Genomic DNA, 26672 nt, shown 5'->3' with positions numbered 1-26672 from the left:
CCCCGATGCCGATACAGCCACGACGGATCCCTTGCTGGCCAGCTTTGCGCCGGTAGTGGCGCCGGACACGCGCATCCTGATCCTGGGCAGCTTGCCGGGAACGGCCTCGCTGGCGATCCGTCAGTATTACGGGCATCCGCGCAATGCGTTCTGGCGGCTGGTGGGCGACGTGATCGGGGTGGACCTTTACGCGATGGACTATGACGCCAGGCTGGCCACCTTGCTGCAACATCGCATCGGCCTGTGGGATGTGATCGCCCAAGCCAGGCGTATCGGCAGTCTGGACAGCGAAATCCGGGATCACAGCGGCAATGACGTGCTGACGCTGATCGCCAGGCTGCCTGCACTGGAGACCATCGCCTTCAATGGTGGCACCGCCGGCAAGATCGGGATCAAGGCGCTGGGTACCAAGGCGCAGGACTACCGGGTGGTGGTGTTGCCGTCGAGCAGTCCGGCGCACGCGGCATTGGGGTATGAGGACAAGCGTGCGCGCTGGCTGGCCGCACTGCGCTGATCATCGCCGCAGAGGCTGCCGGCCGGGCCTTAAAGATAGTGATAGCGACAAGCGATGATATTGAGCTGATCGTCAGTGGCTTCGTACACCAGTCGGTTCACATCATCAATGCGGCGCGACCAGAATCCTTGCAGATTGGCTTTCAAGGGCTCAGGTTTGCCTATCCCTTCGAAGGGGGCGCGTTGCGCTTCGCGAATGAGCTGATTGATGCGTTTGAGGGTCTTTCTGTCTTGCGTTTGCCAGTATTGGTAGTCCTCCCACGCTGCTGCCGTGAACATGACGCGTCGACTGGCACTCATTGCTCATCCAGCTTCTTTTCCTCGACCTTGGCGGCGCGAAGTTGGGCAATCGACCGCTCCAGGTGGGCGACGTTGGCGGGCGAACGCAGCAGGTGAACCGTTTCCATCAGGCTATCGAAGTAGTCTTGCGACATCAGCACCGCATTGGGAGCATCGCGCCGGGTGATCAAGGTCACATCGGCATCTTCGACGACGCGATCGATCACGTTCTTGAGGTTGCTGCGGGCGTCAGTAAAGTGGACTGTGCGCATGGGTAGCCTCCTGCGGTGAACGAAAGCTGCATCGTAGCACATGTACATATTATGGTACATGTGCTACTACCCTTTAATCACTTCCTGAGGAACAGGTAGTCATAAAACTCCCCCGAAAACCCGCCATTGAAAATCAAATACTGCAACGCCTTCGCGAAAAACACGATGGCGCAGAAGACGATGGCCAGCTTCAGGCAGAGGATGAGGTTCTTGAGCATGGCGCAAGTTTAATGGAGCACAGACCGCCAGCGCATCACCGCCACGGCAAGCGGACGAAAAAAAAACCGCCCGGCCAGATGGCGGGCGGTGCAGAGAGCAAGCCTTGGCGCGGGATTCAGAACGCCGGCACCAGCGATCCCTTAAACTCGGTCTCGATGAACTTGCGCACTTCCTCCGACTGGTAGGCCTGCACCAGCTTCTTGGCCCAGGGCTTGTCCTTGTCTTCGGCACGGGTGGCGATGATGTTGGCGTAACGGCCGCGCGGATCTTCCACCGCGATGGTGTCCTTCTGCAGGGACAGGCCGGCCTTGTAGGCGTAGTCATTGTTGATCGAGGCCGCCGTCAGGTCGTCCAGCGAGCGTGGCAGTTGCGCAGCATCCAGTTCGATCAGCTTGAGCTTGCGCGGATTGTCGATGATGTCCAGCGGGGTGGCATTGACGCCGTTTTCACCCACGCCCGGCTTGAGCTTGATCAGGCCGGCCTTCTGCAGCAGCAGGAGCGCGCGGTTGCCGTTGGAAGGATCGTTCTGGATACCGACCTGCGCCCCATTGGGCAACTGGTCCACCGATTTGAACTTGCGCGAGTAGATGCCCAGCGGCGCCGTGATGGTCAGCCCGACCGGCACGATCTTGTAGCCGCGCGCAGCGATCTGGCTTTCCAGGTAAGGACGGTGCTGGAAGGCGTTGGCGTCAAGGTCGCCGGAGGCCAGTGCGGCATTGGGTTGGAGATAGTCACTGAAGACCACGGTCTGGATCTCCAGTCCGTCGCGGGCAGCGACTTTCTTGACCACCTCGAAGATGGCTTCGGCACTGCCGACCGAGATACCGACCTTGATCTTGTTCTTGTCCTGCGCGCTGGCGCCATGCGGCGCCAGGACCAGGGCCAGCGCAGCAGCGGCGGCGATGCGCTTGATGATTGCAGCCAATGGCATGGGAACTCCGGAAATGATGAGGTCCGCATCCTCACATACGTGCGCGCCCGGCAGAAGGAATGAATTTGCATGTCGATATGCGCAAAGCGTGCGGTGGCCGCTGGCAGGCCCTCAAGGCAAGGTATCATTCGGCATCCGCAGGCGGCCTCCCCGGCTGCCGCGCCGTTTCATTCATATCATGCTCATCCGAAGAAAATCCATCGAAGCCCAGGCCAATACCAAGGCCGGCCCCAATCGTCGTCGCCAACAGATCGAAGCCGACGCCAGCAAACCGCGCAAACCCAAATATGCCCCCGTGACGCTCTCCGAACTGGAAGGCGTGCGCTACCTGCATTTCGGGACCGAGTGGGTGCAGGGTGCGATGCGCATCCGCAAACCAGACTGGATCGAACTGGAATACGCCCAGCAGATGATGGCGTGGATGCTCTTCAACCGCACGCCCCGCCACATCGTGCAGCTGGGCCTGGGCACCGGCGCACTGACCAAGTTCAGCTACCGGCAATTCCCGCAGGCGCAGGTGACGGCGGTGGAGCTCAATCCTGCCGTCATCGCCATCTGCCACAGCATGTTCAAGCTGCCCGAGCCGGACGAGCGATTGATGATCATCGAAAGCGATGCCATGGACTTCATCGTCCATGCCGCCACCCACGGCATCATCGATGCACTGCAGGTCGATCTCTACGATGCCACGGCGCGTGGCCCGGTGCTCGACAGCCCCGAGTTCTACCAGGCCTGCTATGACAGCCTGGCGCCCGGGGGCGTGATGACGGTCAACCTCTTTGGCGACCACCCGAGCTATGCCAAGAACCTGCGGGCCATGGAATATGCCTTCGATACCGTGGTCTCGCTGCCGGAAGTCCACGACGGCAACGTGGTGGCGCTGGCCTTCAAGGGCGCGGTGCAATTCGATTTCCCGGAACTGTATGCCCGCGCCGCCTTGATCGAGAGCCAGACCAAGCTGCCGGCCAAATCCTGGGTCAACGGGATCAAGGCGGGCTTGTAAGAAAGTGGCATCAAAAAACCAGGCCGGGCGTGGTGGCGATGCCCAAGAGATAAAATATTTTCATCTTTTCCCAAAAAAAGCTTGCACCACCCCGACCTCCCTCCTATAATGCGCTCTCTCTTGCAGCACTGAGGCAACAACGAAGTGCAGCAACGGGGCGTTAGCTCAGCTGGTAGAGCAGCGGACTCTTAATCCGTAGGTCCACAGTTCGAATCTGTGACGCCCCACCAAAATTTCAAAAGGCCTCCCCTACCGAGGCCTTTTTCACTTCCCGGTTGACCTGATCATTTCAGGAACACCACGGGGCGTTAGCTCAGCTGGTAGAGCAGCGGACTCTTAATCCGTAGGTCCACAGTTCGAATCTGTGACGCCCCACCAATAACGAAAAGCACCACGAGCGATCGTGGTGCTTTTTTCGTTTCTGCGCGTCTTGTGCGTAATTCTGCGTGCTTCTGTGAACTGCCTGTCTCAGGCTCCTCGTCAATCGCGCCCCGCGCCCCTCGCGATCACATCCAGCGTTTCACGCGCCCCGCCCTCACACCCGCTTTTTTTGCCGCCTGCGCTTACTCCCTGGTCTGCGCGGAAGTGGCCGGGCCAGACTCCCCTGCGCTTGCGCCCTGCGCCGAATCCGCCGACGCCTTGCGTTGACGCCCCGGGCGGATACGCTTGACTTCGCTGGCCGATGGCAGGTCACGCTTCTTCTTGCCCGACTTCGACATCTGCGACAAACCCGTCAAGAGCTGCACCAGCGAACTGCGCAGGGTGGCATCCACGGCGCGATAACAGGCAATGAGCTCACTCTCCTGCTGGGTGGGCGTCGACCCACGCACGCCGGTGAGCACATAGGTGACATCCACTCCGATCTCGCCCAGGCCGTGCAGATAATAGGCGTCCGGGGCGGTCTCGCCGATCTCGTACTTGATTTGCGTGCGTGCCGTGATGTCGAGCTGGTCCGCTACCGATTTCTGGGTATGGCCACAGCGGCCCCGCTCTTCAGCCAGGCGATCACCAAGTATTGTCAAAAATTCAGTTTTATTCGATGACATATGAAAAGGACCTCTCCTAGAATGTTGCTTTCAGTCCAACAACGAGGAGACATCTTATGGCACACAGGCAACAAAACGAACGCAAGCCCGCAAAAGGAGCGACGCGTCTGGTGAATTTTCGATTAAATGAGGCGGAATTCGAGGAAGCCACCCTCCTGGCGCAACAAACTTACCGCTCGCGCGCGCTGTTCTTGCGCACGATGTATTTGTTGGGACTGCAGGCATATCGCCGCCAGCATCCGGCGGACTGATTCCGTGCGTGGGGCGCGCGCATAACTCGAAAGGAGATGGGGGCTGCCGCCGGCATCAGAGGATGCCCAGCCGCAGCAGGAAATCTTTCACCGCCACCAGAACCTGATCCGGCTGCTCCCGATGGGGGACGTGGCCGCATTGCGCCAGCACCTGGAATTGGCCCTGCCCGGGGAACGCGCACGGCAGGCCGGCGATCATGCGCGGATGCGCGAGGGTGCCGAATTCATCCAGGTCACCATGCAGTGCCAGCACCGGGCAGGTGAGCCTGGCCAGCATGGGCGCCAGCGACCACTGCGCAAAGGACGGCGAGAGCCAGGTATCGATCCAGGCCGAGAGCACCCAGCGCGCCTGCTGCGGGTCGTTGCCGTGGTATTTCGCCAGGCGCGCCAACTGGTCCTGGTCGGCAAAGCTGGCGCGAGCATCGCGGATGCCTTCCAAGGTGCGCTCCTCGACGAAAGCCTGCGCAGATTCGGTGATCACGGCCAGCACGCGTTGCGGCATCTGCGCCGCAGCGGACACGGCCATGCCACCTCCCACGCTATGGCCGAACAGAACGGCTTGCGCCACGCCGAAATGCTGCAGAACGGCCTGCAGGGATCCATGGGCTTCGGCCGCGATGAAGTCGGGAGACAGCGCCTCGTTGCGCGCAGTGGACCGCCCGAATCCTGCACGATCGTAGGCGATCACGGGCAATCCCGTCGCTTGCGCCAACCGGGCAGGGAAATCACGCCACAAGGCCACCGCCCCCAAGGAATCGTGCAGCAGCACGACCGGTGTGCGCCCAGCCGGCGCCCCGCCCCACAAGACGGCGTAAAGGAGTGCGCCCTCCTGCTCGATGAACTCTTCCTGCCGTTCTGACATGGATGCTCCTCGTCTCGCGCCGGCCACGGCGGACAGACCTGGCGTAGCCGCGCGAACAGGAAATAAAAAGGCGCACCGGGGGGGTGCGCCTGAATCAGCCTTCAAGGGGGTATGGCTCCCCCTCAATATACCGGACACGCTATCAGCTTGCGCGACGTGCGAGCCCCAGTATCACGCTTGGCGCATGGCTGATGCCGCGTCGCTCGCAGCCCTCAGTGATGCGCGCCGCCGCCCAGATAGGCAGCCTTGACCGCCGGGTCGTTCTGCAGCTTGTCGGCGGGTCCGTGTACGGAGATCTTGCCATTCTCCAACACATAGCCATAGTCCGCAACATTGAGCGCAGCAGCGGCAAACTGCTCCACCAGCAGCATGGTCACGCCCTGCTCCTTGAGCCGCAGGATGATGCGGAAGACCTCGTCCACCAGGATCGGGGCCAGTCCCATCGAGGGCTCGTCCAGCAGGATCACTTCGGGATTCAACATCACCGCGCGCGCCATGGCCAGCATCTGCTGCTCGCCGCCCGACAGGGTACCGGCCAGCTGCGTCTGCCGTTCTTTCAGGCGCGGGAACAGCTCCAGCGCGCGTTCCAGGTCGTGCGCGATATCGCCCTTGGGGCGGGCCCGCGTAAAGCGCGGGAAAGCGCCCAGCAGCAGGTTGTCGGTCACGCTCATGGTGGCGAAGACGCGACGGCCTTCCGGCGAATGCGCCAGGCCGTAGCGGGCGATGCGATGCGAATCCAGGCCGGTGATGTTCTTGCCGCCGAGCGTGACTTCCCCGCCCTTCGGTTTGATCATGCCGGAGATGGCGCGCATGGTGGTGGTCTTGCCGGCGCCGTTGGAACCGATCAGGGTCACCACCTTGCCCTTGGGGACGTCCATCGAAATGCCATGCAGCACCTCGACCTTGCCGTAAGCGGCGTGCAGATTGGAAATGGTCAGCATGTTCAGGCTCCCGCGGGGCTGGATGTGTTGTCGTGGGCATCGCCTGCGCCACTGCCGAGGTAGGCTTCGATGACCTTGGGGTCAGCCTGGACCTGGGCCGGCTTGCCTTCGGCGATCTTCTGGCCGAAGTCGAGCACGGTGACGGTATCGCAGATCGACATCACCACGTCCATGTGGTGTTCGATCAGGATGATGGTGATGCCGGCTTCGCGGATCTTGCGGATGATGGCGACGAGCTCCTTGATGTCCGGTGCGGTCAAGCCAGCGGCCGGCTCATCGAGCAGCAGCAGGCTGGGGTTGAGGCCCAGCGCGCGGCCGATTTCCAGCAGGCGCTGCTTGCCGTAAGGCAGGTTGCGCGCCTCCTCGTTGGCCAAGTTGGCCAGGCCCACAAACTCCAGGATGGCGGCGGCGCGTTCCCGTGCGGCTTGTTCTTCGCGCACGTAGCGCGGCGTATTGACCATCACGTCGACCACGTTGCTGTTGAAGGTGTGGTGCAGGCCCACCAGCACGTTTTCAGTGGCCGTCATTTCACCGAACAGCTGCACGTTCTGGAAAGTGCGCGCCACGCCGCCCAGGGCGATGGTCGAAGGCGTATTGCCGGAGATCGGGCGACCGTCGTATTCCACCACGCCATCGGTCGGCCGATAGATGCCGGTCAGCACGTTCATCATGGTGCTCTTGCCCGAACCGTTGGGGCCGATCAGGCCGTGCACGGTTCCCTTGCGCACGTCCAGGTCAACCCGGTTCAGCGCCTTGAGGCCGCCGAACTGCATCAGGATCTGGTTCACCTTCAGCAGGGTTGCGCCCTCATCCTTGACGGAATCGGTGGTGATGACGGCACGCTCCTTGTCACCGGCGATCTGCTGTGCCACCGGCACGTGCTTGGTCAACACGCGACCGAACAGGTTGCGGCAGAAGCCGACGATGCCATCCTGCAGGTAATACACGACAAACAGCGTCATCAGACCGAAGATGGTCAGGCGCCAGTCGGTGATGTTTTCCAGCTTGTAGGAGAAGGCGGCCATGGCGATGGTCGCCACCACCGGCACGGCGATGCCGCGCGCGGTCTTGGTCCCCTTGGCCAGCTGCACGCCGGCGCCGATGACCACGATCACGGCCAAGACGGTGGCGATCTGGCGGAACAGCGCGATGTCCGACAGCAGGCTGGGCAGCATCACCACGATCAATGCGCCGATCAGCGAGCCGATACGCGACTTGCGGCCACCCATGATCACCGCCAGCAGGAACAGGATGGTCAGTTCGAAGTTGTAGGTATTGGGCGAGATGTACTCTTCCGAATACGCATACAAAGCACCCGACAGACCGGCCAGCGCCGCACTGATGATGAAGGCATAGACCTTGTAGCGATACACCGACACGCCCATGCAGTCCGAGGCGATCGGACTGTCGCGCAGCGCCTGGAAGGCACGGCCGAGGTTGGACTTGAGGATGCGATGCACCACCAGCATGGAGATGACCATCAGGATCGCCACCAGGTAGAAGAACTGCACTTCGTTCATCTTCTCGCCACCCAGCATCGGCTTGGCGACCTTGATCCCGAGCGGACCTTCGGTGAGGAAGGTCATCTCGTTGATCAGGATCTGGATGATGGTCCCGAAGGCCAGCGTCACCATCGCCAGGTAAGGGCCGGTCACCCGCAGTGCAGGCAGCGCCAGGATGGCACCGAAGACGGCCGTCACTGCAATGGCCGCCGGGATGGTCACGAAGATCGGCAGGCCCAGCTTGAAGAACAGCACGCCGGCGGCGTAGGAGCCGATGCCGAACAGGCCCGCATGGCCCAGCGAGACCTGGCCGGTGTAGCCGACCACGATATCGAGCCCGAACAGCAGGATGGCGTAGATGAGGATGGTTTCGATCAGGTGCAGGTAATACGGGTTGTGCACCACCATGGGAATGCCGCCCAGCGCGGCGATGCCCAGCAAGGACAGCAGCAGGATTTTCTTGTTCATGGTGTCAGACCTTCTTGATCGCAGTTTTGCCGAAGAGGCCCGCAGGTTTCACCGCCAGCACCAGCAGCAGCAGCACCAGTCCCGGTACTTCCTTGTAGCCGGTCGAGATATAGAAACCGGTCACGGTTTCAGCCACGCCCAGGATCAGGCCGCCGACGATGGCGCCCATGCCCGAGGTCAGGCCGCCAATGATGGCCACCGCGAAGGCTTTCAGCCCCAGTGCCGCGCCCATGGTGGCGCCGGTCAGCGTCAGCGGCGCCACCAGCACGCCAGCGAAGGCGGCCGTGGCCGAAGACAGGGCATATGAAAAAGTGATCACCATGCTGGTATTGATGCCCATCAAGCCCGCCGCATCGCGGTCGTTGGAGGTGGCCACCACGGCCTTGCCATAGATCGACTTGCGATTGAACAATTCGACCGCCGCCATGATGAGCAAGGCACCGATCACCACCAGCACCTGCATCGGCTGCACGTTGGCACCGAAGACCTGGAAGGGCGTGCCGGAGATGGGCGACGGGAACGGCAGGTCGTCCTTGCCCCAGATGTTCTCGGCGACGTTCTTGAAGATGATGGCCAGCGCGATGGTGGACATGATCCAGCCGAATTCGGACTTGATCTTGATGGCCGGACGCACGCCGATCCATTCCACGAACATGCCCTGCAGGGCACCGAAGACCAGCACGATGGGGATCATCAGCCAGTAATTGAGATAAGGCCCGCCGTGGATGTTGCCCACCACGGAGAGCCCGACCAGCGCGCCCAGCATCAGGGCTTCACCCTGGCCGAAGTTGAGCGTGCCGGACGTGGCAAAGGTCAGTTGGTAACCGAAGGCGATCACGGCATAGATCATGCCGAGCGCGATCCCGGAGAAGACCAGTTGTAAGAGGATGTCCATTGTATTTCCCAAGAAGCGGCTACCGCCGGGTGGCGGCGTAGAGCTGCAACGATCCCGCGGCAACCGCCCCCGGTGCCGTTAGAAATTCGTCAACAGATCGTGTGAAAAAGGCCAGCCCCCGGATCGCAAGGACTGGCCTCTTCGACTGCGTTACGTGAAGTGAAGCGAGTCGGTTCTTATTTGCCGAGGATGACGCGGCCGTTCTTGACCTCGCCCATCACGACCATGCCAGGCTTGATGGCTTCGTGATCGTCACGGGTGAACGGCTTGTCATAGGTGGTGACCACGCCTTCGACCTTGGTATTGAGGTTTTCCAGCGCGGCACGGACCTTGTCGCCATCGGTGGTGCCGGCCTGCTTGATGGCAGCGGCCAGCAGCAGGATCGAGTCGTAGCCCTGGGCAGCCGAGACGGCCGAAGGCATGCGGTCAACCTTGTAGGCCTTCTGGTAAGCCTCGATGAAGGCCTTGCGCTTGGGCGTGTTGCCGTCCTGGATGAAGGTTTGCGGCATGCGGGCACCGTTGCCGTTCTTGCCGGAGTTGTCGATGAAGTTGCCCATCGACAGCGGCCAGCTGCCGATGATGGGCACCTGCCAGTTCAGCTTTTCCATGCCGTTGGCGATCTGCGCCAGTTCCGGGCCGATGCCGTAGGTCAGCACGGCTTGCGCGCCGCCCTGCTTGGACTTGAGCAGCTGGGCCGTCATGTCCACGTCCTTGATGTTGTACTTTTCGACGGCCACCGGGGTGACCTTCTTGTCGGCCAGCACTTTTTCCAGGTCTTCACGGCCGAGCTGGCCGTAGTTGGTGGAGTCGGCCAGGATGGCGACCTTGGTGAACTTCTGCTTGTCGACGGCTTCGTCGGCGATCATCTTGGCCTGGATCTTGTCAGCGGCCGAGGTGCGGAAGATGTAGTTGTCCTTTTCCTTCTCGAACTGCTTGGTAATCACGGTGCCGGTGGCCACGTTGTTGATCACCGGGATCTTGGCTTCCTGGTAGAAGCGCTGAGAGGCCAGTGCCACGCCGGTGTTGATGAAGCCGACGGTGGCGACCACCTTTTCCTTGTTGATCAGTTCCTGGGCGATCTGCACGCCGCGTTCGTTCTTGGCCTCATCATCGCGCTCGACCAGCTGGATCTGGCGGCCCAGCACGCCGCCGGCCGCATTGATCTCGGCTACGGCCAGCTTGACGCCATCACGCATGGACACGCCCATCGGGGCAGAGCCACCGGTGTAAGGGCCGGAAACGCCGATCTTGATCGGATCCGCAGCCTGCGAAGTGAGCGCCAGGCTCATCAGGGCAGCGGCAACAAAGGCTTGGGTCTTGTAGCTCATGTCATCCTCCAGAATGTAATTGTTGGCTAGCACGCGAGCGGGCATAGCGCTTTTGGAACCCGCTCCGTGTGAACGAATTCTCCGCTCCCCTTCGCTCTGTGGCGAATCCTTGCGGGAGTGTCGGGGCCGATTCTGTCCCAGTTTCCTTGCGCCAAACTTACAAGCTTGTCAGGAGCTGTCGCAGCTTCTCAGGCAACGCGGTGGATTTCTCTTTCTTGAAATCGACCCAGACGATTTTTGCGGCACCATCAGCATAAATGATCTGTTCATCGGCAGCGTCGCGGATGACATACGTAGTTTCCACACTCGTGCGCCCCAGGTGCCCGGCGCCCATCTGCACCAGGATGCTGGCGGGATACTTCATCTGGCGGCGGAAATTGCAGTGTGCATTGACGATCACCGGCCCTTCCTCGCCTGCGATGGTGGGCCCGAACACCTCTTCCAGCCACTCGATGCGGCACTGCTCCATGAAGCGAAAATAGAGCGTGTTGTTGACGTGGCCGAAGGCGTCCATGTCACCCCACCGGATGCGTTGCTGCGAGACGTACAGGGGCTTGCTTGCGGCGGCTTCGTGACTGCTCATCGTGGGTCCTTTCCCGGTTTGATTCATCAATGAATGTAATTTTTTTCATGCGCGGCACGGGCGACCTGTCGCATTTACGACGAAGTAACGACCCGCATCTGCCGGGACTTCCTGCTTCATTATCGAGTCACCCTGCTCACCAATACGCCCTCACCGCAGCGACCGCGCATAACAAAGGGTTATCAGGCCACGCCAATACGTTATGAGCCCCGTGCAGAAAATCCCATAAAATACGGCACCTCCGGAAACCTTCCGGTGCGGCGCGATTTTCCGGCAGGACAGTCCGCTTGCAGTGCATTGTTTCAGATATGAACGTTAGAAGTTGAATAAAAAGGACAGCGAAATGGTCCTTCCCTCTAGCATTCCTTCGAAAAATACTTAACAATAGCACGATCGTTCGAAAAACAGGCAGTTCACATAACACGGGACACCCATGACTTCTTCTCAAGACTTGCTCGCACAATACGGCCCACGCGAATCGATGGAATACGATGTCGTCATCGTCGGCGGCGGCCCAGCAGGCCTGTCGGCGGCGATTCGCCTCAAGCAGCTGGCTGCGCAACAGAACCGGGAAGTCTCGGTCTGCGTGCTGGAAAAAGGCAGCGAAGTCGGCGCCCACATTTTTTCCGGCGCGGTGATGGACCCGCGTGCACTGACCGAACTGATCCCCGACTGGAAGGAACAAGGTGCACCCCTGAACACGCCGGTGACTGAAGACCGCTTCCTGTTCCTCTCCGAGAGCAAGGCCTACAAGACTCCGAACTGGTTGCTGCCGACCTGCTTCCAGAATCATGGCAACTTCGTGATCTCGCTGTCCAACGTCACCCGCTGGCTGGGCCAGCAGGCCGAGGCGCTGGGCGTGGAGATCTTCCCCGGTTTCCCGGCAGCCGAAGTGCTGTACCACGAGGACGGCTCGGTCAAGGGTGTGGCGACCGGCAACCTGGGCATCAACAAGGAAGGCGAACCGACCGGTGACTTCCAGCTGGGCATGGAGCTGCACGCGAAATACACCTTCTTCGCCGAAGGTGCGCGCGGCCACCTGGGCAAGCAGCTCATCGCCAAGTACAAGCTCGACGCCGGCCGCGATCCGCAGACCTATGCCATCGGCATCAAGGAACTGTGGGAGGTGAAGCCCGAAGTGCACCAGCCCGGCCTGGTGGTCCACACCGCCGGCTGGCCGCTGGCCAATGACACCTACGGCGGTTCCTTCCTGTATCACCTGGAGAACAACCAGGTCGCCGTCGGTTACGTGGTGGGACTGGCCTACCAGAATCCGTATCTCTCGCCCTTCGAGGAATTCCAGCGCTACAAGACCCATCCCGAGATCCGCAAGTTCTTCGAGGGCGGCAAGCGCATCTCCTATGGCGCCCGTGCGATCACCGCCGGTGGCGTGCAATCGCTGCCCAAGCTGGTCTTCCCCGGTGGTGCGCTGCTGGGTTGCGATGCGGGCTTCCTCAATGCCTCGCGCATCAAGGGCAGCCATGCCGCGATCAAGAGCGGCATGCTGGCCGCAGACGCCGCCTTCGCGGCGCTGGGTGAGAACCGACAGTCCGATGAGCTGGCAGCCTACCCGGCCGCCTTCGAGGCCTCCTGGTTGAAGGAGGAGCTGCACAAGGCGCGCAACTTCAAGCCCTCGATGAGCAAGGGCCTGATCACCGGCACCCTGCTGGTCGGCATCGACCAGGTGCTCTTCGGTGGCAAGGCGCCATGGACCCTGCGCCATACCCACGCCGACCACGAATGCCTGCGCCCTGCTTCGGACTTCGCACCGATCGCCTATCCGAAACCGGACGGCAAGCTGACCTTCGACCGCCTGTCTTCGGTGTTCATCTCCAATACCAACCACGGCGAAGACCAGCCCGCGCACCTGACGCTGAAGGACAAGAACGTTCCGGTACAAGTGAACCTGGCCAAGTACGCCGGACCGGAATCACGCTACTGCCCGGCAGGCGTTTATGAATTCGTCAAGAACGAAGACAATTCCGATCGCCTGCAGATCAACGCGCAGAACTGCGTGCACTGCAAGACCTGCGACATCAAGGACCCGACGCAGAACATCGTGTGGGTCACGCCGGAAGGCGGCGGCGGGCCAAACTACTCGGGCATGTAAGCGCCCTGCCCCGTCCGGCAAAAACGAAAGCCGCATCCTTGTCGGGATGCGGCTTTTTTCATCGGGTCAGTGCTGGCCTCAGATACCGGCTGGACGTTGCGGCGGCGTCCAGCTGCCATTGACGATCTTCTCCAGCCAGAACATGCCGATCACGGTCTTCACATCGGTGATCTGGCCATTGCGCACCTGCTCCAGCAGCTCGGGCAGCGGGGCCTTGTAGATGTCGAGGAATTCACCTTCGTCCAATTCACGCTCGCCCTCCTTCAAGCCCCGCGCCAGATACAGTACCAGATGTTCATCGGAGTAGGCGATGGCATTGTGAATGGTGCAGACGTACTGCCATTCGGTGGCGGTATAACCGGTTTCTTCCTTCAGTTCGCGCTTGGCGCAATCCAGCGTATCTTCGCCCGGATCGATCTTCCCGGCCGGGAATTCGATGAAGACGCGGTCCAGCGGATAGCGGAACTGGCGCTCCATCAGCACGCTGCCGTCATCGAACAGCGGCAGCACGGCGACCGCGCCAGGATGCTTGATGTATTCGCGGGTGCTTTCCTTCCCGTCCGGCAGCACGATGGTGTCCTTCTGGACCTTGAGGAAATGGCCGTCGTAGACCTGGCGACTGTCTTTCTGCGTCTCTTTGAGATGGGCGTCCATGATATGAGCGAGGGAATAAGGGAGTGAGGGGAAGAGAAAAAACCAATGGCCGCGCCGGCAGGCTGCGCCCAATAAAAAAGGCGCCGGTCCGTGACCGACGCCTCATTCAGGCTGCTTCAGGCGTGCTGCTTGCGCAGGTATCGCATCACGTAGCCGGGGTAAGCCAGCACCAGGAACAGGCAGCCGGTGATGGCATAGAATTCCCAGCCCTGGGTGAAGACGTTGCCGATGCCCGCTTCCAGCAGGTGGGCCACCACGCCGACGGCGAAATACAGCACCACCAACTCCACCAGGCGCAGCCAGATCGGCTTGACCCAGGATGCGTCCTTGCGGAGGGGAATCATGCCGAACAATTGCTGGTTGAAGAAAGGCAAATTGGCCGCCAGGGCGGCCAACAGGATCACGATCCAGCTGAACAGGGAAACGTTCATTTCCCTGTTTCCTTACGCCACGACCTTGCTGAGGAAGGTCGCCAGCGTGCTGACGATGGCGTTGGTGCAAGCGTCCATCAGGTGACCCGGCCACAGGCCGATGGCCAGGGCGGCAATACCGTTCAAGCTCAGCACGACACGCATTTCCGGCGTGGCGACGATCTTGCTGGTGTCGGTGGGCTCATCGAAGTACATCACCTTGACCACACGGATGTAGTAGAAGGCACCGATCAACGAGAAGACCACGGCCAACACCGGCAGCCAGATCTGGCCAGTGGCCATGGCGGCCTGCAGCACCGACAGCTTGGCGTAGAAGCCCACCAGCGGGGGGATACCGGCCAGCGAGAACATCATGATCATCATCACGGCAGCGAACCACGGGCTGCGCTGGTTGAGGCCCTTGAAGTCTTCCAGCGTATCGGCTTCAAAGCCCGAGCGCGACAGCAGGATGATGACGCCGAAGGAACCCAGGGTGGTGATCACGTAGGTCACCGCGTAGAACAGCGACGAGCTGTAGGCGTTGACGGCCGAGAACAGGTTGCCGTCGACCACACCCGAGAGCATGCCCAGCAGCATGAAGCCCATGTGCGAGATGGTCGAGTAGGCCAGCATGCGCTTGATGTTGGTCTGCGCGATGGCGGTGACGTTACCGAGGATGATGGACAGCACGGCCAGCACCATCAGCATCTGCTGCCAGTCCACGGCCAGCGGCAGCATGCCTTCGACCAGCAGACGGAAGGTGATGGCGAAGGTCGCCAGCTTCGGTGCGGCACCCAGCAGCAGGGTCACCGGGGTGGGCGAACCTTGGTAGACGTCAGGCACCCACATGTGGAAGGGTACGGCACCCAGCTTGAAGGCCAGGCCAGCCACCACGAACACGATGCCGAACACCAGCGGGGTGCGGTCAACGGTACCCGAAACGATGGCACGGAAGACTTCGTTCAGTTCCAGGGCACCGCCGGTCGCGCCATACAGCATCGACATGCCGTACAGCAGGAAACCGGAGGCCAGTGCGCCCAGGATGAAGTACTTCATGCCGGCTTCAGTGGAAGCCGCGTGATCACGGCGCAGGGCCACCAGGGCGTACAGCGACAGCGACATCAGTTCCAGGCCCAGGTAGATGGACAGGAAGCTGTTGCCGGAGATCATGACCATCTGGCCCAGCAGCGCGAACAGCGCCAGGGCGTAGTATTCGCCGCCCAGCGGACCACCGGTGATGCCGCGTGCGGTGTTGTACTGGCGCGAGTAGATGAGCGTGACGCCCACACCCAGGTAGGTGAACAGCTTCAACAGGTTGGCCAGCGGATCGGACACGAACATGTTGTTGAACGTGTAGACCGTAGCGCCCGTGTTGAGGTCGGCAAAGGTCAGTACCGCACACACCACCAGCGCTGCCAGGGACAGCAGATAGGTGATGACGCGCTTGCTTTCCGGCAGGAACATATCGATCAGCAGGATCGCGGAAGTCGCGATCAGCAGAAATATTTCCGGATAGACAGGGATCAGATTCATGTTATTCATTTAGTTACTACCGCTTGTGTACGCCCGCTTGTGTCGCGACCTTGATCGCGCCGCCCGACCGGCAATGCCACACCGGCTCGTCTCGTTACTCGTTGTTGCCCAGCTTGGTTGTTGGCGGGACGCGAGCGCCCCGCCCTTCACTTCTGCAGCGCAGATCAGTTGATCTTGGAGACCGCCACGTGCTTCAGCAGGTCGGTCACCGAGGTCTGGATGCTGTCGGTGATGATGCCCGGATAGATACCCATGACCAGGGTAGCGATCGCCAGCAGGCCAAGGATGAAGAACTCACGGCCATTCACATCCACCAGCTCGGCCACGTGATGGTTGGTCACGGCGCCGAAGATGACGCGCTTGGCCAGCCACAGCGAGTACGCCGCGCCCAGGATCAGGGCGGTGGCGGCCAGCAGGCCAATCCAGAAATTGAACTTCACTGCACCCAGGATCACCATGAATTCGCCGACGAAACCGGAGGTGGCCGGCAGGCCGCAATTGGCCAGCGAGAACAGGATGAAGAAGAAGGCGAAACGCGGCATCTTGTTGACCACACCGCCGTACTGGGCAATCTCACGGGTGTGCATCTGGTCATACAGCACGCCGATACACATGAACATCGCGCCGGAGACGAAACCGTGCGAGATCATCTGCACGATACCGCCCTGCACTGCCATGTCGTTGAACATGAAGAAGCCCAGGGTGACGAAGCCCATGTGGGCGATCGACGAGTAGGCGACCAGTTTCTTCATATCCTGCTGGACCAGGGCCACCAGACCGATGTAGATCACGGCCACCAGCGACAGGAAGATCATGAAGCCCGACAGCGCATGGCTGGCGTCCGGCAGGATCGGTAGCGAGAAGCGCAGGAAACCGTAGGCACCCAGCTTCAGCATGATCGCGGCCAGCACGATGGAGCCACCGGTCGGTGCCTGCACGTGGGCGTCCGGCAGCCAGGTGTGCACCGGCCACATCGGCACCTTCACGGCAAAGGCAGCCAGGAAGGCGAAGAACAGGATCTTCTGTTCCATCATCGACAGCGGCACCTGATGCCAGGTCGGGATCTCGAAGCTGCCGCCCGACACGTAGTACAGGTAGATCAGGGCGATCAACATCAGCAGCGAACCGAGCAGCGTGTACAGGAACAGCTTGAAGGCTGCATACACGCGGTTGTCGCCGCCCCAGACGCCCACGATGATGAACATCGGGATCAGGGTCGCTTCGAAGAAGGCGTAGAACAGCATCGCATCCAGCGAGGAGAACACGCCGATCATGATGCCGGAGAGGATCAGGAAGGCACCCATGTACTGGGCCACGCGCTTCTGGATCACCACCCAGCCGGCCAGCACCACGATGACCGTGATGAAGGCGGTCAGCGGCACGAACCACAGCGAGATACCGTCCAGGCCCAGGAAGTAGCTGATGCTGAAGCGGTCGATCCAGGGCGTCTTTTCGACGAACTGGTAACCGTGCGCCAGCGGATCGAAGTGCTGGATCAGCGGGAAAGTAACGACCAGGCCGACCAGCGAACCGAACAGCGCCAGCCAGCGGGTCAGGCCCGGATTGCTGTCGCGGCCCAGTGCCAGGACGAGGATGCCGAAGACGATCGGTACCCAGATCGCGAGGCTCAAGATGGGAAATGTTGACTGCATCATGGTTGTTATTTACTCGGACAGCTTATTTGGCGAACGGGAACGGCATGAACCACACCAGGAAACCCAGCACCCCGATGATCATCACGAACGCATAGTGATAGATGTAACCGGACTGCCAGAGACGCGTGAATTTCGAGAACCAGCCGACGACCTTGGCGCTGCCGTTGACGAACAGGCCGTCGATGATGCCACGGTCGCCCACGGTGGACAGTCCGCTGCCCAGCAGGCGGGCACCGCCGGCGAAGACGACTTCGTTGAACTTGTCCATGTAGTACTTGTTGTCCAGGATGGTATAAATGATGCTGAACTTTTCCTTGAACCAGGCCGGCACGCGCGGGTTGACCATGTAGCAGTAGTACGCCACGACCACACCGGCGATGGCCAGCCACAGCGGCGCGCTGGTGAAGGCGTGCAGCACCATGGCCACCGGGCCGTGGTATTCGTGGGCCAGTTCTTCCATGACCTTGTGGTTTTCACCGAAGAAGATCACGCCCTTGAAGAAGTCGCCATACAGCATCGGCGAGATCGCGAAGAAACCGACGATGACCGAGGGAATGGCCAGCAGGATCAGCGGTAGGGTCACCACCAGCGGCGACTCGTGCGGCTTCTGGCCCGGGGCCAGGCCGTGATGATGCTCATCGTGGCCGTGATCGTCGTGCGCATCGTGGGCATGGTCGTCATGCACGCCATGGGCGGCAGCCGGAGCGTGGTGATCGTCATGGCCGTGCGCCTGGCCGAAGCGCTCCTTGCCATGGAAGACCATGAAATACATGCGGAAGGAGTAGAAGGCCGTCACGAACACGCTGGCCAGCACGGCGAAGTAGGCAAAGCCCGAACCCGCCAGGTGCGACTCGGCCGCGGCTTCGATGATCGAATCCTTGGAGTAGAAGCCCGAGAAGAACGGGGTACCGATCAGCGCCAGCGAACCCAAGAGCGAAGTGATCCAGGTGATGGGCATGTACTTGCGCAGGCCGCCCATGTTGCGCATGTCCTGGTCGTGGTGCATGCCGATGATGACCGAACCGGCGCCCAGGAACAGCAGTGCCTTAAAGAAAGCGTGGGTCATCAGGTGGAACACGGCCACCGAGTAGGCCGAAGCACCCAGTGCCACGGTCATGTAACCCAGCTGCGACAGCGTGGAGTAAGCCACCACGCGCTTGATGTCATTCTGCATGGTGCCCAGGAAGCCCATGAACAGCGCCGTGATGGCACCGATCACCAGGATGAAGGACAACGCGGTGTCGGACAGTTCGAACAGCGGCGACATGCGGGTGACCATGAAGATACCGGCCGTCACCATGGTGGCGGCGTGGATCAGCGCGGAAATCGGGGTCGGGCCTTCCATCGAGTCCGGCAGCCAGACGTGCAGCGGGAACTGGGCCGACTTGCCCATGGCGCCCACGAACAGGCAGATGCAAGCCACGGTCAGCAGCATCCAGTCGGTACCCGGCAGGGTCAGCTGGGCCAGCTCGGCGCGCTTGTCAAAGACTTCGGTGTAGTTCATCGAACCGGCGTAAGCCAGCAGCAGGCCAATCCCCAGAATGAAGCCGAAGTCACCGACGCGGTTGACCAGGAAGGCCTTCATGTTGGCCTTGATGGCGGTCGGGCGGGTGTACCAGAAACCGATCAGCAGATAGGACACCAGGCCCACCGCTTCCCAGCCGAAGAACAGCTGCAGGAAGTTGTTGCTCATGACCAGCATGAGCATGGAGAAGGTGAACAGCGAGATGTAGGAGAAGAAGCGGTTGTAGCCCTCATCTTCAGCCATGTAGCCGATGGTGTAGATGTGCACCATCAGGGACACGAAGGTCACCACGCACATCATCATCGCGGTCAGGCTGTCGACCATGAAGCCGATCTCCAGCTTGAGGCCGGCCACCGTCATCCAGTTGTACAGCGTACCGTTGTAGGTGGCGCCGTCCAGCACTGCGAGCAGGGTCTGGAGGGAGATGATGGCGGCAATCAGCACGCCCAGGATGGTCGCGGTATGCGACACCTTGCGGCCAACCACGTTGCCGAAGAATTTGGTACCCAAGAGGCCGGCGATGGCCGAGCCTGCCAGCGGCGCCAGGGGTACAGCAAGAAGAAGATGTGGGTTAAGTTGCCCAGCCATGATGAACCTTATCGCTTATTGGCTGCCCCGCCCGCAGCGCTGCTGCAAGGGGGCCTCCCATCTTTAAATGAAATTCAAACCAGAACGCAAAAACAGGACGCTGCGGATGCCGACTCAGCCCTTGAGGCTGTCGAGGTCTTCCACGTTGATGGTATCCAGGTTACGGAACAGCACCACCAGAATCGCCAGACCGATGGCGGACTCGGCCGCAGCCACGGTCAGGATGAAGAACACGAAGATCTGTCCGCCCGCGTCACCGAGGTAATGCGAGAAAGCAATGAAGTTCATGTTGACCGCAAGCAGCATCAGTTCGATGGCCATCAGCAGGACGATGACGTTCTTGCGGTTCAGGAAAATGCCGACGATCGAGATCGCGAACAGGATCGCGCCGATGATCAGGTAGTGGGAGAGCGTGATTGCCATGATTCTTGTTCGCCCTTCTTAAGATTGTTGACCGGCGGCCGGCTTGTCTGCCGCTGCAGCGGCAGCGTCGGCTGCGGGTGCATTGCGGGTGGATTCGGCCTTCATGCTGACCAGGCGCACGCGGTCCGATGCCTTGACCTTGACTGCCTGGGCCGGATCGAAGTACTTGCTGTCCTTGCGCTTGCGCAATGTCAGGGCCACGGCGGCGACGATAGCCACCAGCAGGATCACGGCCGCGATTTCAAAGGCGTAGACGTATTCGGTGAAGATCAGCTTGCCCAGCGGCTTGGTCTGGCCCAGCGTGTCGGAGACGGCCGGCACCTGCGATTCATAGACCCAGAAGCTGTTGAGCAGAACCGCCGCCATTTCCAGCACGATGATCACGCCGATGGTAGCCGCCAGCGGGAAGTAACCCCAGAAGCCCTCGCGCAGCTTGTCCATGTTGATATCGAGCATCATCACCACGAACAGGAACAGCACCATCACCGCGCCGACATAGACCAGCACCAGCACGATGGCCAGGAACTCGGCCTTGAGCAGCATCCAGAGGCCGGCCGCCGAGAAGAACGACAGCACCAGGAACAGCGCCGCATGCACCGGGTTGCGGGCCGTGATGACGCGAACGGCGGCGATTACCACCAGCACCGCGAACACGTAGAACAAGACAGTTTTAAATTCCATAATCAACCAGAAGTTGGTTCATTCAATCAGCACGGGGACCACACAGCAGGCCATCCCATCGCAATACATCCAACACGTTGCCGCAAGCCCTGCACCACCCTGCCCGGCCGCCCCGTATTACGCTGGGCCGCCTGGCAGCACCGATCAACGGTAGGCGGCGTCGGCTGCACGTGCAGCGGCGATTTCGTTTTCGTAACGGTCGCCCACTGCCAGCAGCATTTCCTTGGTGTAGTACAGGTCGCCCCGCTTTTCACCGTGGTATTCCAGGATGTGCGTTTCGACGATCGAGTCGACCGGGCAGGACTCTTCGCAGAAACCGCAGAAGATGCACTTGGTCAGGTCGATGTCGTAGCGGCTGGTGCGACGGGTACCGTCTTCACGCTGCTCGGATTCGATGGTGATGGCCATCGCCGGGCAGACCGCTTCACACAGCTTGCAAGCGATGCAGCGTTCTTCACCGTTGGGATAACGGCGCAGCGCGTGCAGGCCGCGGAAACGCGGGGACATCGGCGTCTTTTCCTCGGGGAACTGCACGGTGATCTTGCGCTTGAATAGGTAGCGACCGGTCAGGGCCAGGCCCTTGAACAGTTCGCGGAGCATCAGGCTGCCGAAAAAATCCTTAATAGCTTCCATTTTTAGCCTCAGCCTTCCAACTTATTTCCAGATATTCCAGGGCGACTGGATCCAGATCGCCACGACCACCAGCCAGACCAGGGTCAGCGGGATGAACACTTTCCAGCCCAGACGCATGATCTGGTCATAGCGGTAGCGCGGGAACGATGCGCGGATCCACACGTACAGCGACAGGAAGAAGAAGGTCTTCAAGCCCAGCCAGATCCAGCCCGGGATGAAGTCCAGCGCGGACACCGGAGCCGACCAGCCGCCGAAGAACAGCAGTGCGGTCAGGATCGAGATCAGGATCATCGCGGCGTATTCAGCCAGGAAGAACATGGCGAAGGACATGCCCGAGTATTCGATCATGTGACCGGCGACGATTTCGGATTCACCTTCCACGACGTCGAACGGGTGACGGTTGGTTTCAGCCACGCCGGAGACGAAGTAGATGACGAAAATCGGCAGCAGCGGCAGCCAGTTCCACGACAGGAAGTTCAGGCCCATGGAAGCGAAGTGGCCCTGGGTCTGACCCATGACGATATCGGTCATGTTCAGGCTGCCAGAAACCATCAGCACCACCACCAGGCAGAAGCCCATGGAGATTTCGTAGGACACCATCTGTGCCGAAGCACGCATTGCACCCAGGAAGGCGTACTTCGAGTTCGAAGCCCAGCCGGCGATGATGATGCCGTAGACTTCCATCGAGGTAATGGCCATCAGGTACAAGAGGCCCGCGTTGACGTTGGCCAGCACGTGTTCCGGCGAGAACGGCACCACTGCCCAGGCGGCGAGGGCCGGCATGATGGTCATCACCGGTGCCAGGTAGAACAGTGCCTTGTTGGCCTTGGACGGGGTCGAGATTTCCTTGAAGATCAGCTTGACGGCGTCAGCAATAGGCTGCAGCAGACCAGCAGGACCCACGCGGTTCGGGCCCAGGCGCACGTGCATCCAGCCGATCAGCTTGCGCTCCCAGTACGTCATGTAGGCCACGCACACCAGCAGCGGCACCATCACCACCAGGATCTTGACCAGGGTCCACACCAGCGCGAACAGGGTCGGACCCAGCAGCGCCGGTCCCACGTTGTTGATTTGGGCGATCAGGTGATCCATTTTTACGCTTTCTCCACGACGATTGCGCCAAACATGCCGCCCAGTGCAGCGGTGGAGGCGTGCGCAGCAGCCACGCGCACCACGTTTTCCGGCAGTTTCTTATCGATGGCGGCGGTCAGCGCAGCGCTGCCCGAGCCTTGCTTGACATTGACCTTGTCGCCTTCGACCACGCCCAGCTTGGCGGCCAGGGAAGCCGACAGCCATGCCTTGGGTGCCTGGCCGTCGCGGGTTTCCAGCAGCGGCGGCGAACGGCGTGCGATTGCGTCGGCGAAGTAGATGGGCACATCGGCCACACGCTCGACACCACCCGCCGCAGCTTGCACAGCCTGCGCTTGCACGCTGGCGATGTTGTTCAGGCGGGCCGACAGGTCGGTTTCCTTGCCCAGCAGCTCGTCGCGGATGGATTCGGCGGTTTCGTAATCGAAGTTTTCCAGTTCCAGCAGGTTGCCCAGCACGCGCAGGACCTTCCAGCCCGGACGTGCATCGCCGGCCGGCTTGACGGTACCGTTGAAGCTCTGGGCACGGCCTTCGGCATTGACGAAGGTGCCGGCGGTTTCGGTGAAGGGTGCGATCGGCAACAGTACGTCGGCGTAGTCGGCACCGTGCTGGTAGGCCGACATCACCACGACCATCTCGGCCTGGTTCAGGGCGGCACGCGCAGCTTGCGGATCGTAGCTGTCCAGTTCCGGCTCGGCGTTGAGCAGCAGGTAAGCTTTACGAGGCTGTGCGAATGCGGCAGCGGCGTTGGCGCCCTTGCCCGGGGTCGGCACGGCGTTGGCCAGGTAGCCACCGACGGCGTTGCCACCATCGGTCAGCACACCCAGCTTGGCACCGGTCTGTTCGGCGATCCACTGTGCGGCGGCATGCAGTTGCGCAGCTTGCGGATGCTGGACGGCGGCGTTGCCGAGGAAGACGCCACGGCCTTCACCCGACAGCAGGCTGGCAGCGGTTGCCTTGGCTGCATCCGATGCCACCACGCCAGCGTAGGCGGCAGGAGCAGCCACACCCTTGGCTTCAGCCACGGCCACGGCCACTTCGGCCAGGGCGGACAGCCATGCCGAGGGAGCGGCGATGATCTTGTTGGCGATCGGCATGAGCAGATCGTCGTCGGTAGCATGCAGCACGCTGACCTTGGCACCGCTCTTGGCGGACTGGCGCAGGCGGGCCGACAGCAGCGGATGATCCTTGCGCAGGAAGGAACCGATCACGAAGACGCGGTTCAGCTGCGAGAATTCGACGATGGACATGCCCAGCCACGGCTTGATCTGGCCATCCAGGCCGAAGTCGGATTGGCGCAGGCGGAAGTCCACGTTATCCGAACCGACACCGCGCACCAGCTTCTGCAGCAGGCTCAGTTCTTCCAGCGTGGAGTACGGGGTAGCCAGCGCGGCGATGGAATCAGCACCGTGCTCGTGACGGATGTTGCGCAGGCCATGGGCGACGTATTCCAGCGCGGTCTGCCAGTCCACTTCCTGCCACTTGCCGTCTTGCTTCAACATCGGCTTGGTCAGGCGTTGTTCGCTGTCCAGCGCTTCGTAGGCGAAACGGTCCTTGTCGGAGATCCAGCACTCGTTGACTTCTTCGTTTTCGAAGGGCAGCACGCGCATGACCTTGCCATTCTTGACCTGGACGATCAGGTTGGCACCAACGCTGTCGTGCGGGCTCACCGACTTGCGGCGCGACAGTTCCCAGGTACGGGCGCTGTAGCGGAACGGCTTGGAGGTCAACGCACCGACCGGGCACAGGTCGATCATGTTGCCCGACAGTTCGGAGTCCACGGTCTTGCCGACGAAGGTGGTGATCTCGGAATGTTCACCGCGACCCAGCATGCCCAGTTCCATCACGCCGGCCACTTCCTGGCCGAAGCGCACGCAGCGGGTGCAGTGGATGCAGCGGTTCATTTCCTTCATGGAGATCAGCGGACCGACGTCCTTGGGCTCCACGACACGCTTTTCTTCCTGGTAGCGCGAGGAGGAACCGCCGTAACCGACGGCCAGATCCTGCAGCTGGCACTCACCGCCCTGGTCGCAAATGGGGCAATCCAGCGGGTGGTTGATCAGGAGGAATTCCATCACGCCCTTCTGGGCCTTGACGGCCTTGTCGCTGGCGGTGCGCACGATCATGCCGTTGTTGACCGGCGTGGCGCAGGCAGGCAGCGGCTTCGGGGCCTTTTCGACCTCGACCAGGCACATGCGGCAGTTGGCCGCGATGGACAGTTTCTTGTGATAGCAGAAGTGAGGGATGTACGTGCCGATCTTGTTGGCAGCGTCCATGACCATGCTGCCTTCTTGCACTTCAACCTTCTTGCCGTCTATTTCGATTTCAACCATGGCTGTTTGCCCAAGCTAAATATTCTTTGCCAACGATACCGGCGGAAGGCTTATCGCATCCCGCCCGGCATCCCCTGCCCTGTTCAGATGTAAGCCGGAACCAGGCAGTGTTTGTGCTCGATGTGGTATTCGAACTCTTCGCGGAAATTCTTCACGAACGCGCGCACCGGCATCGCCGCAGCATCACCGAGCGCGCAAATGGTGCGGCCCTGGATGTTGTCGGCCACCGAGTTCAACACGTCCAGATCTTCCATCTTGCCGTGACCGTTTTCGATACGCTCCACCATGCGGTACATCCAGCCGGTGCCTTCGCGGCACGGCGTGCACTGGCCGCAGGATTCTTCATAGTAGAAGTAGGACAGGCGCAGCAGCGACTTGACCATGCAGCGCGTCTCGTCCATCACGATCACCGCGCCCGAACCCAGCATCGAACCGGCCTTGGCGATGGCGTCGTAGTCCATGGTGGTGTCCATCATGACGTCGCCACGGATCACCGGTGCGGACGAACCACCCGGGATGACGGCCTTGATCTTCTTGCCACCGCGCATGCCACCGGCCAGTTCCAGCAAGGTGGAGAACGGGGTGCCCAGCGGGATCTCGTAGTTGCCCGGACGCTCGACGTCACCCGAGATCGAGAAGATCTTGGTGCCGCCGTTGTTGGGCTTGCCCATCTCGGCGTAGGCCTGCGGGCCCACCTTGAAGATGAAGGGCACGGCCGCGAAGGTCTCGGTGTTGTTGATGGTGGTCGGCTTGCCGTACAGGCCGAAGCTGGCCGGGAACGGCGGCTTGAAGCGCGGCTGGCCCTTCTTGCCTTCCAGCGACTCCAGCAGCGCGGTTTCTTCGCCGCAGATGTAGGCGCCGTAACCGTGGTGCGCATGCAGCTGGAAGCTGAAACCGGTGCCGAGGATGTTGTCACCCAGGAAGCCGGCCGCACGGGCTTCTTCCAGGGCTTCTTCGAAACGCTCGTACTCGGCGAAGATTTCACCGTGGATGTAGTTGTAGCCGACCGTGATGCCCATGGCATAGCCGCCGATGATCATGCCTTCGATCAGCGCGTGCGGATTGTAACGAATGATGTCACGGTCCTTGAAAGTGCCCGGCTCACCTTCATCTGTATTGCAGACGAGGTATTTCTGGCCAGGGAACTGGCGCGGCATGAAGCTCCACTTCAGGCCGGTCGGGAAACCCGCACCACCGCGGCCACGCAGGCCCGAGGCCTTGAGGTCGGCGATGACTTGTTCCGGAGTGATCTTCTCGTTGAGGATGCGCTTGAGCGAATCGTAGCCGCCGCGCTTGACGTAATCCTCGAGATGCCAGTTCTCGCCATTCAGGTCGGCGAGGATCAGCGGTTTGATGTGGCGGTCGTGCAGGCAGGTCATTTCTTCAGTTCCTCCAGCAGCGCGTCGATCTTTTCGTTGGACATCCAGCTGCACATTTGATGGTTGTTGACCAGCATGACCGGAGCGTCGCCGCAAGCGCCCATGCATTCGCCTTCCATCAGCGTGAACTGGCCGTCGGCCGTGGTTTCGCGATAATCGATGCCCAGCTTGTGCTTCAGGTGATGGGCAGCGCGCTCGCCACCCGACAGCAGACACGGCAGGTTGGTGCACACGGTGATCTTGTGCTTGCCCACAGGGCTGGTGTTGAACATGTTGTAGAAGGTCGCGACTTCCTGCACGGCCACGGCGGGCATGCCGATGTAGTCGGCAATTTCCTGCTGCAGCTCGGCCGGCAGCCAGCCATGCTCCACCTGGGCGATGCGCAGCGCGGACATGACCGCAGACTGGCGCTGGTCCGCCGGGTATTTCGCGAGTTCGCGATCGATTTTCTTAAGGGCTTCTTGACTTAACAGCATATCGTTGGCCATCCATGCGCATCATTACTGCGCGGTTATTGGATATTCCCCAAACCTGACGGGCTTCCTGAAGAAGCCCGCCTTGACTCT

Annotated in this window: 27 protein-coding genes and 2 tRNA genes; 6 read left to right on the top strand and 23 right to left on the bottom strand. The window is 61.1% G+C overall.

Annotated elements, in window-relative coordinates:
* Positions 1–31 precede the first annotated feature (31 nt).
* On the top strand, positions 32–514 hold the full coding sequence (locus FYB76_RS01040; protein WP_154132607.1) for a DNA-deoxyinosine glycosylase: 483 nt from the start codon (positions 32–34) through the stop codon (positions 512–514).
* Positions 515–543: 29 nt separating this feature from the next.
* Here FYB76_RS01040 and FYB76_RS01035 read toward each other — a convergent pair whose 3' ends face one another.
* From FYB76_RS01035 to FYB76_RS01025, 4 genes are all read right to left on the bottom strand, one after another.
* The gene (locus FYB76_RS01035) at positions 544–813 is read right to left on the bottom strand and encodes a Txe/YoeB family addiction module toxin (RefSeq protein ID WP_154132390.1); all 270 of its coding nucleotides are present in this window, start codon (positions 811–813) and stop codon (positions 544–546) included.
* The gene (locus FYB76_RS01030) at positions 810–1064 is read right to left on the bottom strand and encodes a type II toxin-antitoxin system Phd/YefM family antitoxin (protein WP_154132389.1); all 255 of its coding nucleotides are present in this window, start codon (positions 1062–1064) and stop codon (positions 810–812) included. Before FYB76_RS01030 ends, FYB76_RS01035 begins: the two co-directional genes overlap by 4 nt.
* Positions 1065–1141: 77 nt before the next feature.
* Positions 1142–1282 carry a hypothetical protein gene (locus FYB76_RS26540; RefSeq protein ID WP_167386284.1) on the bottom strand — a complete coding sequence of 47 codons (141 nt, stop codon included), beginning with the start codon at positions 1280–1282 and terminating at the stop codon, positions 1142–1144.
* 116 nt (positions 1283–1398) lie between these two features.
* On the bottom strand, positions 1399–2214 hold the full coding sequence (locus tag FYB76_RS01025; RefSeq protein ID WP_154132388.1) for a MetQ/NlpA family ABC transporter substrate-binding protein: 816 nt from the start codon (positions 2212–2214) through the stop codon (positions 1399–1401).
* Between the two features lie 178 nt (positions 2215–2392).
* On the opposite strand from FYB76_RS01025, the gene FYB76_RS01020 reads away from it, so the two are divergent.
* From FYB76_RS01020 to FYB76_RS01010, 3 genes are all read left to right on the top strand, one after another.
* Entirely contained in the window at positions 2393–3217 is an 825-nt protein-coding gene (locus tag FYB76_RS01020) for a spermidine synthase (protein ID WP_154132387.1), read from the top strand.
* A 154-nt stretch (positions 3218–3371) separates the two neighbouring features.
* Positions 3372–3447: transfer RNA gene (locus FYB76_RS01015), tRNA-Lys, on the top strand.
* A 72-nt stretch (positions 3448–3519) separates the two neighbouring features.
* Positions 3520–3595: transfer RNA gene (locus FYB76_RS01010), tRNA-Lys, on the top strand.
* A 185-nt stretch (positions 3596–3780) separates the two neighbouring features.
* Here FYB76_RS01010 and FYB76_RS01005 read toward each other — a convergent pair.
* A complete protein-coding gene (locus FYB76_RS01005) occupies positions 3781–4239 on the bottom strand; it encodes a helix-turn-helix domain-containing protein (RefSeq protein WP_229296841.1) in 459 nt (152 codons plus the stop codon).
* Between the two features lie 80 nt (positions 4240–4319).
* Here FYB76_RS01005 and FYB76_RS01000 point away from each other — a divergent pair, with 80 nt between their 5' ends.
* A complete protein-coding gene (locus tag FYB76_RS01000; RefSeq protein WP_088754198.1) occupies positions 4320–4514 on the top strand; it encodes a hypothetical protein in 195 nt (64 codons plus the stop codon).
* A 55-nt stretch (positions 4515–4569) separates the two neighbouring features.
* On the opposite strand, the gene FYB76_RS00995 is transcribed toward FYB76_RS01000, so the two are convergent.
* From FYB76_RS00995 to FYB76_RS00970, 6 genes are all read right to left on the bottom strand, one after another.
* Positions 4570–5376, bottom strand: a complete 807-nt coding sequence (locus tag FYB76_RS00995) for an alpha/beta fold hydrolase (protein ID WP_154132386.1) — start codon at positions 5374–5376, stop codon at positions 4570–4572.
* A 212-nt stretch (positions 5377–5588) separates the two neighbouring features.
* Positions 5589–6317, bottom strand: coding sequence for an ABC transporter ATP-binding protein (locus FYB76_RS00990; protein WP_088754196.1), 729 nt, complete (start codon positions 6315–6317; stop codon positions 5589–5591).
* A 2-nt stretch (positions 6318–6319) separates the two neighbouring features.
* Positions 6320–8287 carry an ATP-binding cassette domain-containing protein gene (locus tag FYB76_RS00985; RefSeq protein ID WP_088754195.1) on the bottom strand — a complete coding sequence of 656 codons (1968 nt, stop codon included), beginning with the start codon at positions 8285–8287 and terminating at the stop codon, positions 6320–6322.
* A 4-nt stretch (positions 8288–8291) separates the two neighbouring features.
* Complete coding sequence (locus tag FYB76_RS00980) at positions 8292–9182, bottom strand: branched-chain amino acid ABC transporter permease (RefSeq protein ID WP_039786681.1); 891 nt, start codon at positions 9180–9182, stop codon at positions 8292–8294.
* Between the two features lie 176 nt (positions 9183–9358).
* Positions 9359–10510, bottom strand: coding sequence for an ABC transporter substrate-binding protein (locus FYB76_RS00975; RefSeq protein ID WP_154132385.1), 1152 nt, complete (start codon positions 10508–10510; stop codon positions 9359–9361).
* 157 nt (positions 10511–10667) lie between these two features.
* Entirely contained in the window at positions 10668–11093 is a 426-nt protein-coding gene (locus FYB76_RS00970) for a thioesterase family protein (protein WP_088754193.1), read from the bottom strand.
* A gap of 433 nt (positions 11094–11526) precedes the next feature.
* Between FYB76_RS00970 and FYB76_RS00965 the strand changes: the two genes are divergently transcribed.
* Positions 11527–13203, top strand: coding sequence for an electron transfer flavoprotein-ubiquinone oxidoreductase (locus FYB76_RS00965; RefSeq protein ID WP_154132384.1), 1677 nt, complete (start codon positions 11527–11529; stop codon positions 13201–13203).
* Positions 13204–13281: 78 nt separating this feature from the next.
* Here FYB76_RS00965 and FYB76_RS00960 read toward each other — a convergent pair whose 3' ends face one another.
* The 12 genes from FYB76_RS00960 to nuoE form a co-directional block, all read right to left on the bottom strand.
* Entirely contained in the window at positions 13282–13857 is a 576-nt protein-coding gene (locus FYB76_RS00960; RefSeq protein WP_154132383.1) for an NUDIX hydrolase, read from the bottom strand.
* Positions 13858–13973: 116 nt separating this feature from the next.
* Positions 13974–14288 carry a DUF2818 family protein gene (locus FYB76_RS00955; RefSeq protein ID WP_154132382.1) on the bottom strand — a complete coding sequence of 105 codons (315 nt, stop codon included), beginning with the start codon at positions 14286–14288 and terminating at the stop codon, positions 13974–13976.
* A gap of 12 nt (positions 14289–14300) precedes the next feature.
* A complete protein-coding gene (nuoN, locus tag FYB76_RS00950; protein ID WP_154132381.1) occupies positions 14301–15809 on the bottom strand; it encodes an NADH-quinone oxidoreductase subunit NuoN in 1509 nt (502 codons plus the stop codon).
* A gap of 155 nt (positions 15810–15964) precedes the next feature.
* Positions 15965–17455, bottom strand: a complete 1491-nt coding sequence (locus FYB76_RS00945) for an NADH-quinone oxidoreductase subunit M (protein WP_088754189.1) — start codon at positions 17453–17455, stop codon at positions 15965–15967.
* Positions 17456–17477: 22 nt separating this feature from the next.
* Positions 17478–19568, bottom strand: a complete 2091-nt coding sequence (gene nuoL, locus FYB76_RS00940) for an NADH-quinone oxidoreductase subunit L (RefSeq protein ID WP_154132380.1) — start codon at positions 19566–19568, stop codon at positions 17478–17480.
* 114 nt (positions 19569–19682) lie between these two features.
* The gene (gene nuoK / locus FYB76_RS00935) at positions 19683–19991 is read right to left on the bottom strand and encodes an NADH-quinone oxidoreductase subunit NuoK (protein ID WP_013233782.1); all 309 of its coding nucleotides are present in this window, start codon (positions 19989–19991) and stop codon (positions 19683–19685) included.
* A gap of 18 nt (positions 19992–20009) precedes the next feature.
* On the bottom strand, positions 20010–20672 hold the full coding sequence (locus tag FYB76_RS00930) for an NADH-quinone oxidoreductase subunit J (RefSeq protein WP_154132379.1): 663 nt from the start codon (positions 20670–20672) through the stop codon (positions 20010–20012).
* 144 nt (positions 20673–20816) lie between these two features.
* The gene (gene nuoI, locus FYB76_RS00925) at positions 20817–21305 is read right to left on the bottom strand and encodes an NADH-quinone oxidoreductase subunit NuoI (RefSeq protein WP_008327661.1); all 489 of its coding nucleotides are present in this window, start codon (positions 21303–21305) and stop codon (positions 20817–20819) included.
* Between the two features lie 21 nt (positions 21306–21326).
* A complete protein-coding gene (gene nuoH / locus FYB76_RS00920; protein ID WP_088754186.1) occupies positions 21327–22397 on the bottom strand; it encodes an NADH-quinone oxidoreductase subunit NuoH in 1071 nt (356 codons plus the stop codon).
* Positions 22398–22399: 2 nt separating this feature from the next.
* Positions 22400–24727: an NADH-quinone oxidoreductase subunit NuoG gene (gene nuoG / locus FYB76_RS00915; RefSeq protein WP_154132378.1), complete on the bottom strand. Its 2328-nt coding sequence runs from the start codon at positions 24725–24727 to the stop codon at positions 22400–22402.
* Positions 24728–24810: 83 nt separating this feature from the next.
* Complete coding sequence (gene nuoF / locus FYB76_RS00910) at positions 24811–26106, bottom strand: NADH-quinone oxidoreductase subunit NuoF (RefSeq protein ID WP_008327658.1); 1296 nt, start codon at positions 26104–26106, stop codon at positions 24811–24813.
* A complete protein-coding gene (gene nuoE / locus FYB76_RS00905) occupies positions 26103–26594 on the bottom strand; it encodes an NADH-quinone oxidoreductase subunit NuoE (protein ID WP_006712943.1) in 492 nt (163 codons plus the stop codon). The genes nuoF and nuoE overlap by 4 nt, the downstream gene beginning before the upstream one ends.
* Positions 26595–26672 lie beyond the last annotated feature (78 nt).

This window comes from Herbaspirillum sp. CAH-3, from assembly GCF_009668275.1.
Classification (GTDB): Bacteria; Pseudomonadota; Gammaproteobacteria; order Burkholderiales; family Burkholderiaceae_D; genus Herbaspirillum; species Herbaspirillum aquaticum.
Note: the sequence above shows the minus strand (reverse complement) of the source record. Positions and strands in the feature narration are given on the sequence as shown.

Bases quoted from the DNA above. Each gene is read 5' to 3' on its own strand.
- FYB76_RS01035 (WP_154132390.1), bottom strand. From the start codon at position 813: ATGAGTGCCAGTCGACGCGTCATGTTCACGGCAGCAGCGTGGGAGGAC.
- FYB76_RS01030 (WP_154132389.1), bottom strand. From the start codon at position 1,064: ATGCGCACAGTCCACTTTACTGACGCCCGCAGCAACCTCAAGAACGTG.
- FYB76_RS26540 (WP_167386284.1), bottom strand. From the start codon at position 1,282: ATGCTCAAGAACCTCATCCTCTGCCTGAAGCTGGCCATCGTCTTCTGC.
- FYB76_RS01025 (WP_154132388.1), bottom strand. From the start codon at position 2,214: ATGCCATTGGCTGCAATCATCAAGCGCATCGCCGCCGCTGCTGCGCTG.
- FYB76_RS01020 (WP_154132387.1), top strand. From the start codon at position 2,393: ATGCTCATCCGAAGAAAATCCATCGAAGCCCAGGCCAATACCAAGGCC.
- FYB76_RS01000 (WP_088754198.1), top strand. From the start codon at position 4,320: ATGGCACACAGGCAACAAAACGAACGCAAGCCCGCAAAAGGAGCGACG.
- FYB76_RS00995 (WP_154132386.1), bottom strand. From the start codon at position 5,376: ATGTCAGAACGGCAGGAAGAGTTCATCGAGCAGGAGGGCGCACTCCTT.
- FYB76_RS00990 (WP_088754196.1), bottom strand. From the start codon at position 6,317: ATGCTGACCATTTCCAATCTGCACGCCGCTTACGGCAAGGTCGAGGTG.
- FYB76_RS00985 (WP_088754195.1), bottom strand. From the start codon at position 8,287: ATGAACAAGAAAATCCTGCTGCTGTCCTTGCTGGGCATCGCCGCGCTG.
- FYB76_RS00980 (WP_039786681.1), bottom strand. From the start codon at position 9,182: ATGGACATCCTCTTACAACTGGTCTTCTCCGGGATCGCGCTCGGCATG.
- FYB76_RS00975 (WP_154132385.1), bottom strand. From the start codon at position 10,510: ATGAGCTACAAGACCCAAGCCTTTGTTGCCGCTGCCCTGATGAGCCTG.
- FYB76_RS00970 (WP_088754193.1), bottom strand. From the start codon at position 11,093: ATGAGCAGTCACGAAGCCGCCGCAAGCAAGCCCCTGTACGTCTCGCAG.
- FYB76_RS00965 (WP_154132384.1), top strand. From the start codon at position 11,527: ATGACTTCTTCTCAAGACTTGCTCGCACAATACGGCCCACGCGAATCG.
- FYB76_RS00960 (WP_154132383.1), bottom strand. From the start codon at position 13,857: ATGGACGCCCATCTCAAAGAGACGCAGAAAGACAGTCGCCAGGTCTAC.
- FYB76_RS00955 (WP_154132382.1), bottom strand. From the start codon at position 14,288: ATGAACGTTTCCCTGTTCAGCTGGATCGTGATCCTGTTGGCCGCCCTG.
- nuoN (WP_154132381.1), bottom strand. From the start codon at position 15,809: ATGAATAACATGAATCTGATCCCTGTCTATCCGGAAATATTTCTGCTG.
- FYB76_RS00945 (WP_088754189.1), bottom strand. From the start codon at position 17,455: ATGATGCAGTCAACATTTCCCATCTTGAGCCTCGCGATCTGGGTACCG.
- nuoL (WP_154132380.1), bottom strand. From the start codon at position 19,568: ATGGCTGGGCAACTTAACCCACATCTTCTTCTTGCTGTACCCCTGGCG.
- nuoK (WP_013233782.1), bottom strand. From the start codon at position 19,991: ATGGCAATCACGCTCTCCCACTACCTGATCATCGGCGCGATCCTGTTC.
- FYB76_RS00930 (WP_154132379.1), bottom strand. From the start codon at position 20,672: ATGGAATTTAAAACTGTCTTGTTCTACGTGTTCGCGGTGCTGGTGGTA.
- nuoI (WP_008327661.1), bottom strand. From the start codon at position 21,305: ATGGAAGCTATTAAGGATTTTTTCGGCAGCCTGATGCTCCGCGAACTG.
- nuoH (WP_088754186.1), bottom strand. From the start codon at position 22,397: ATGGATCACCTGATCGCCCAAATCAACAACGTGGGACCGGCGCTGCTG.
- nuoG (WP_154132378.1), bottom strand. From the start codon at position 24,727: ATGGTTGAAATCGAAATAGACGGCAAGAAGGTTGAAGTGCAAGAAGGC.
- nuoF (WP_008327658.1), bottom strand. From the start codon at position 26,106: ATGACCTGCCTGCACGACCGCCACATCAAACCGCTGATCCTCGCCGAC.
- nuoE (WP_006712943.1), bottom strand. From the start codon at position 26,594: ATGGCCAACGATATGCTGTTAAGTCAAGAAGCCCTTAAGAAAATCGAT.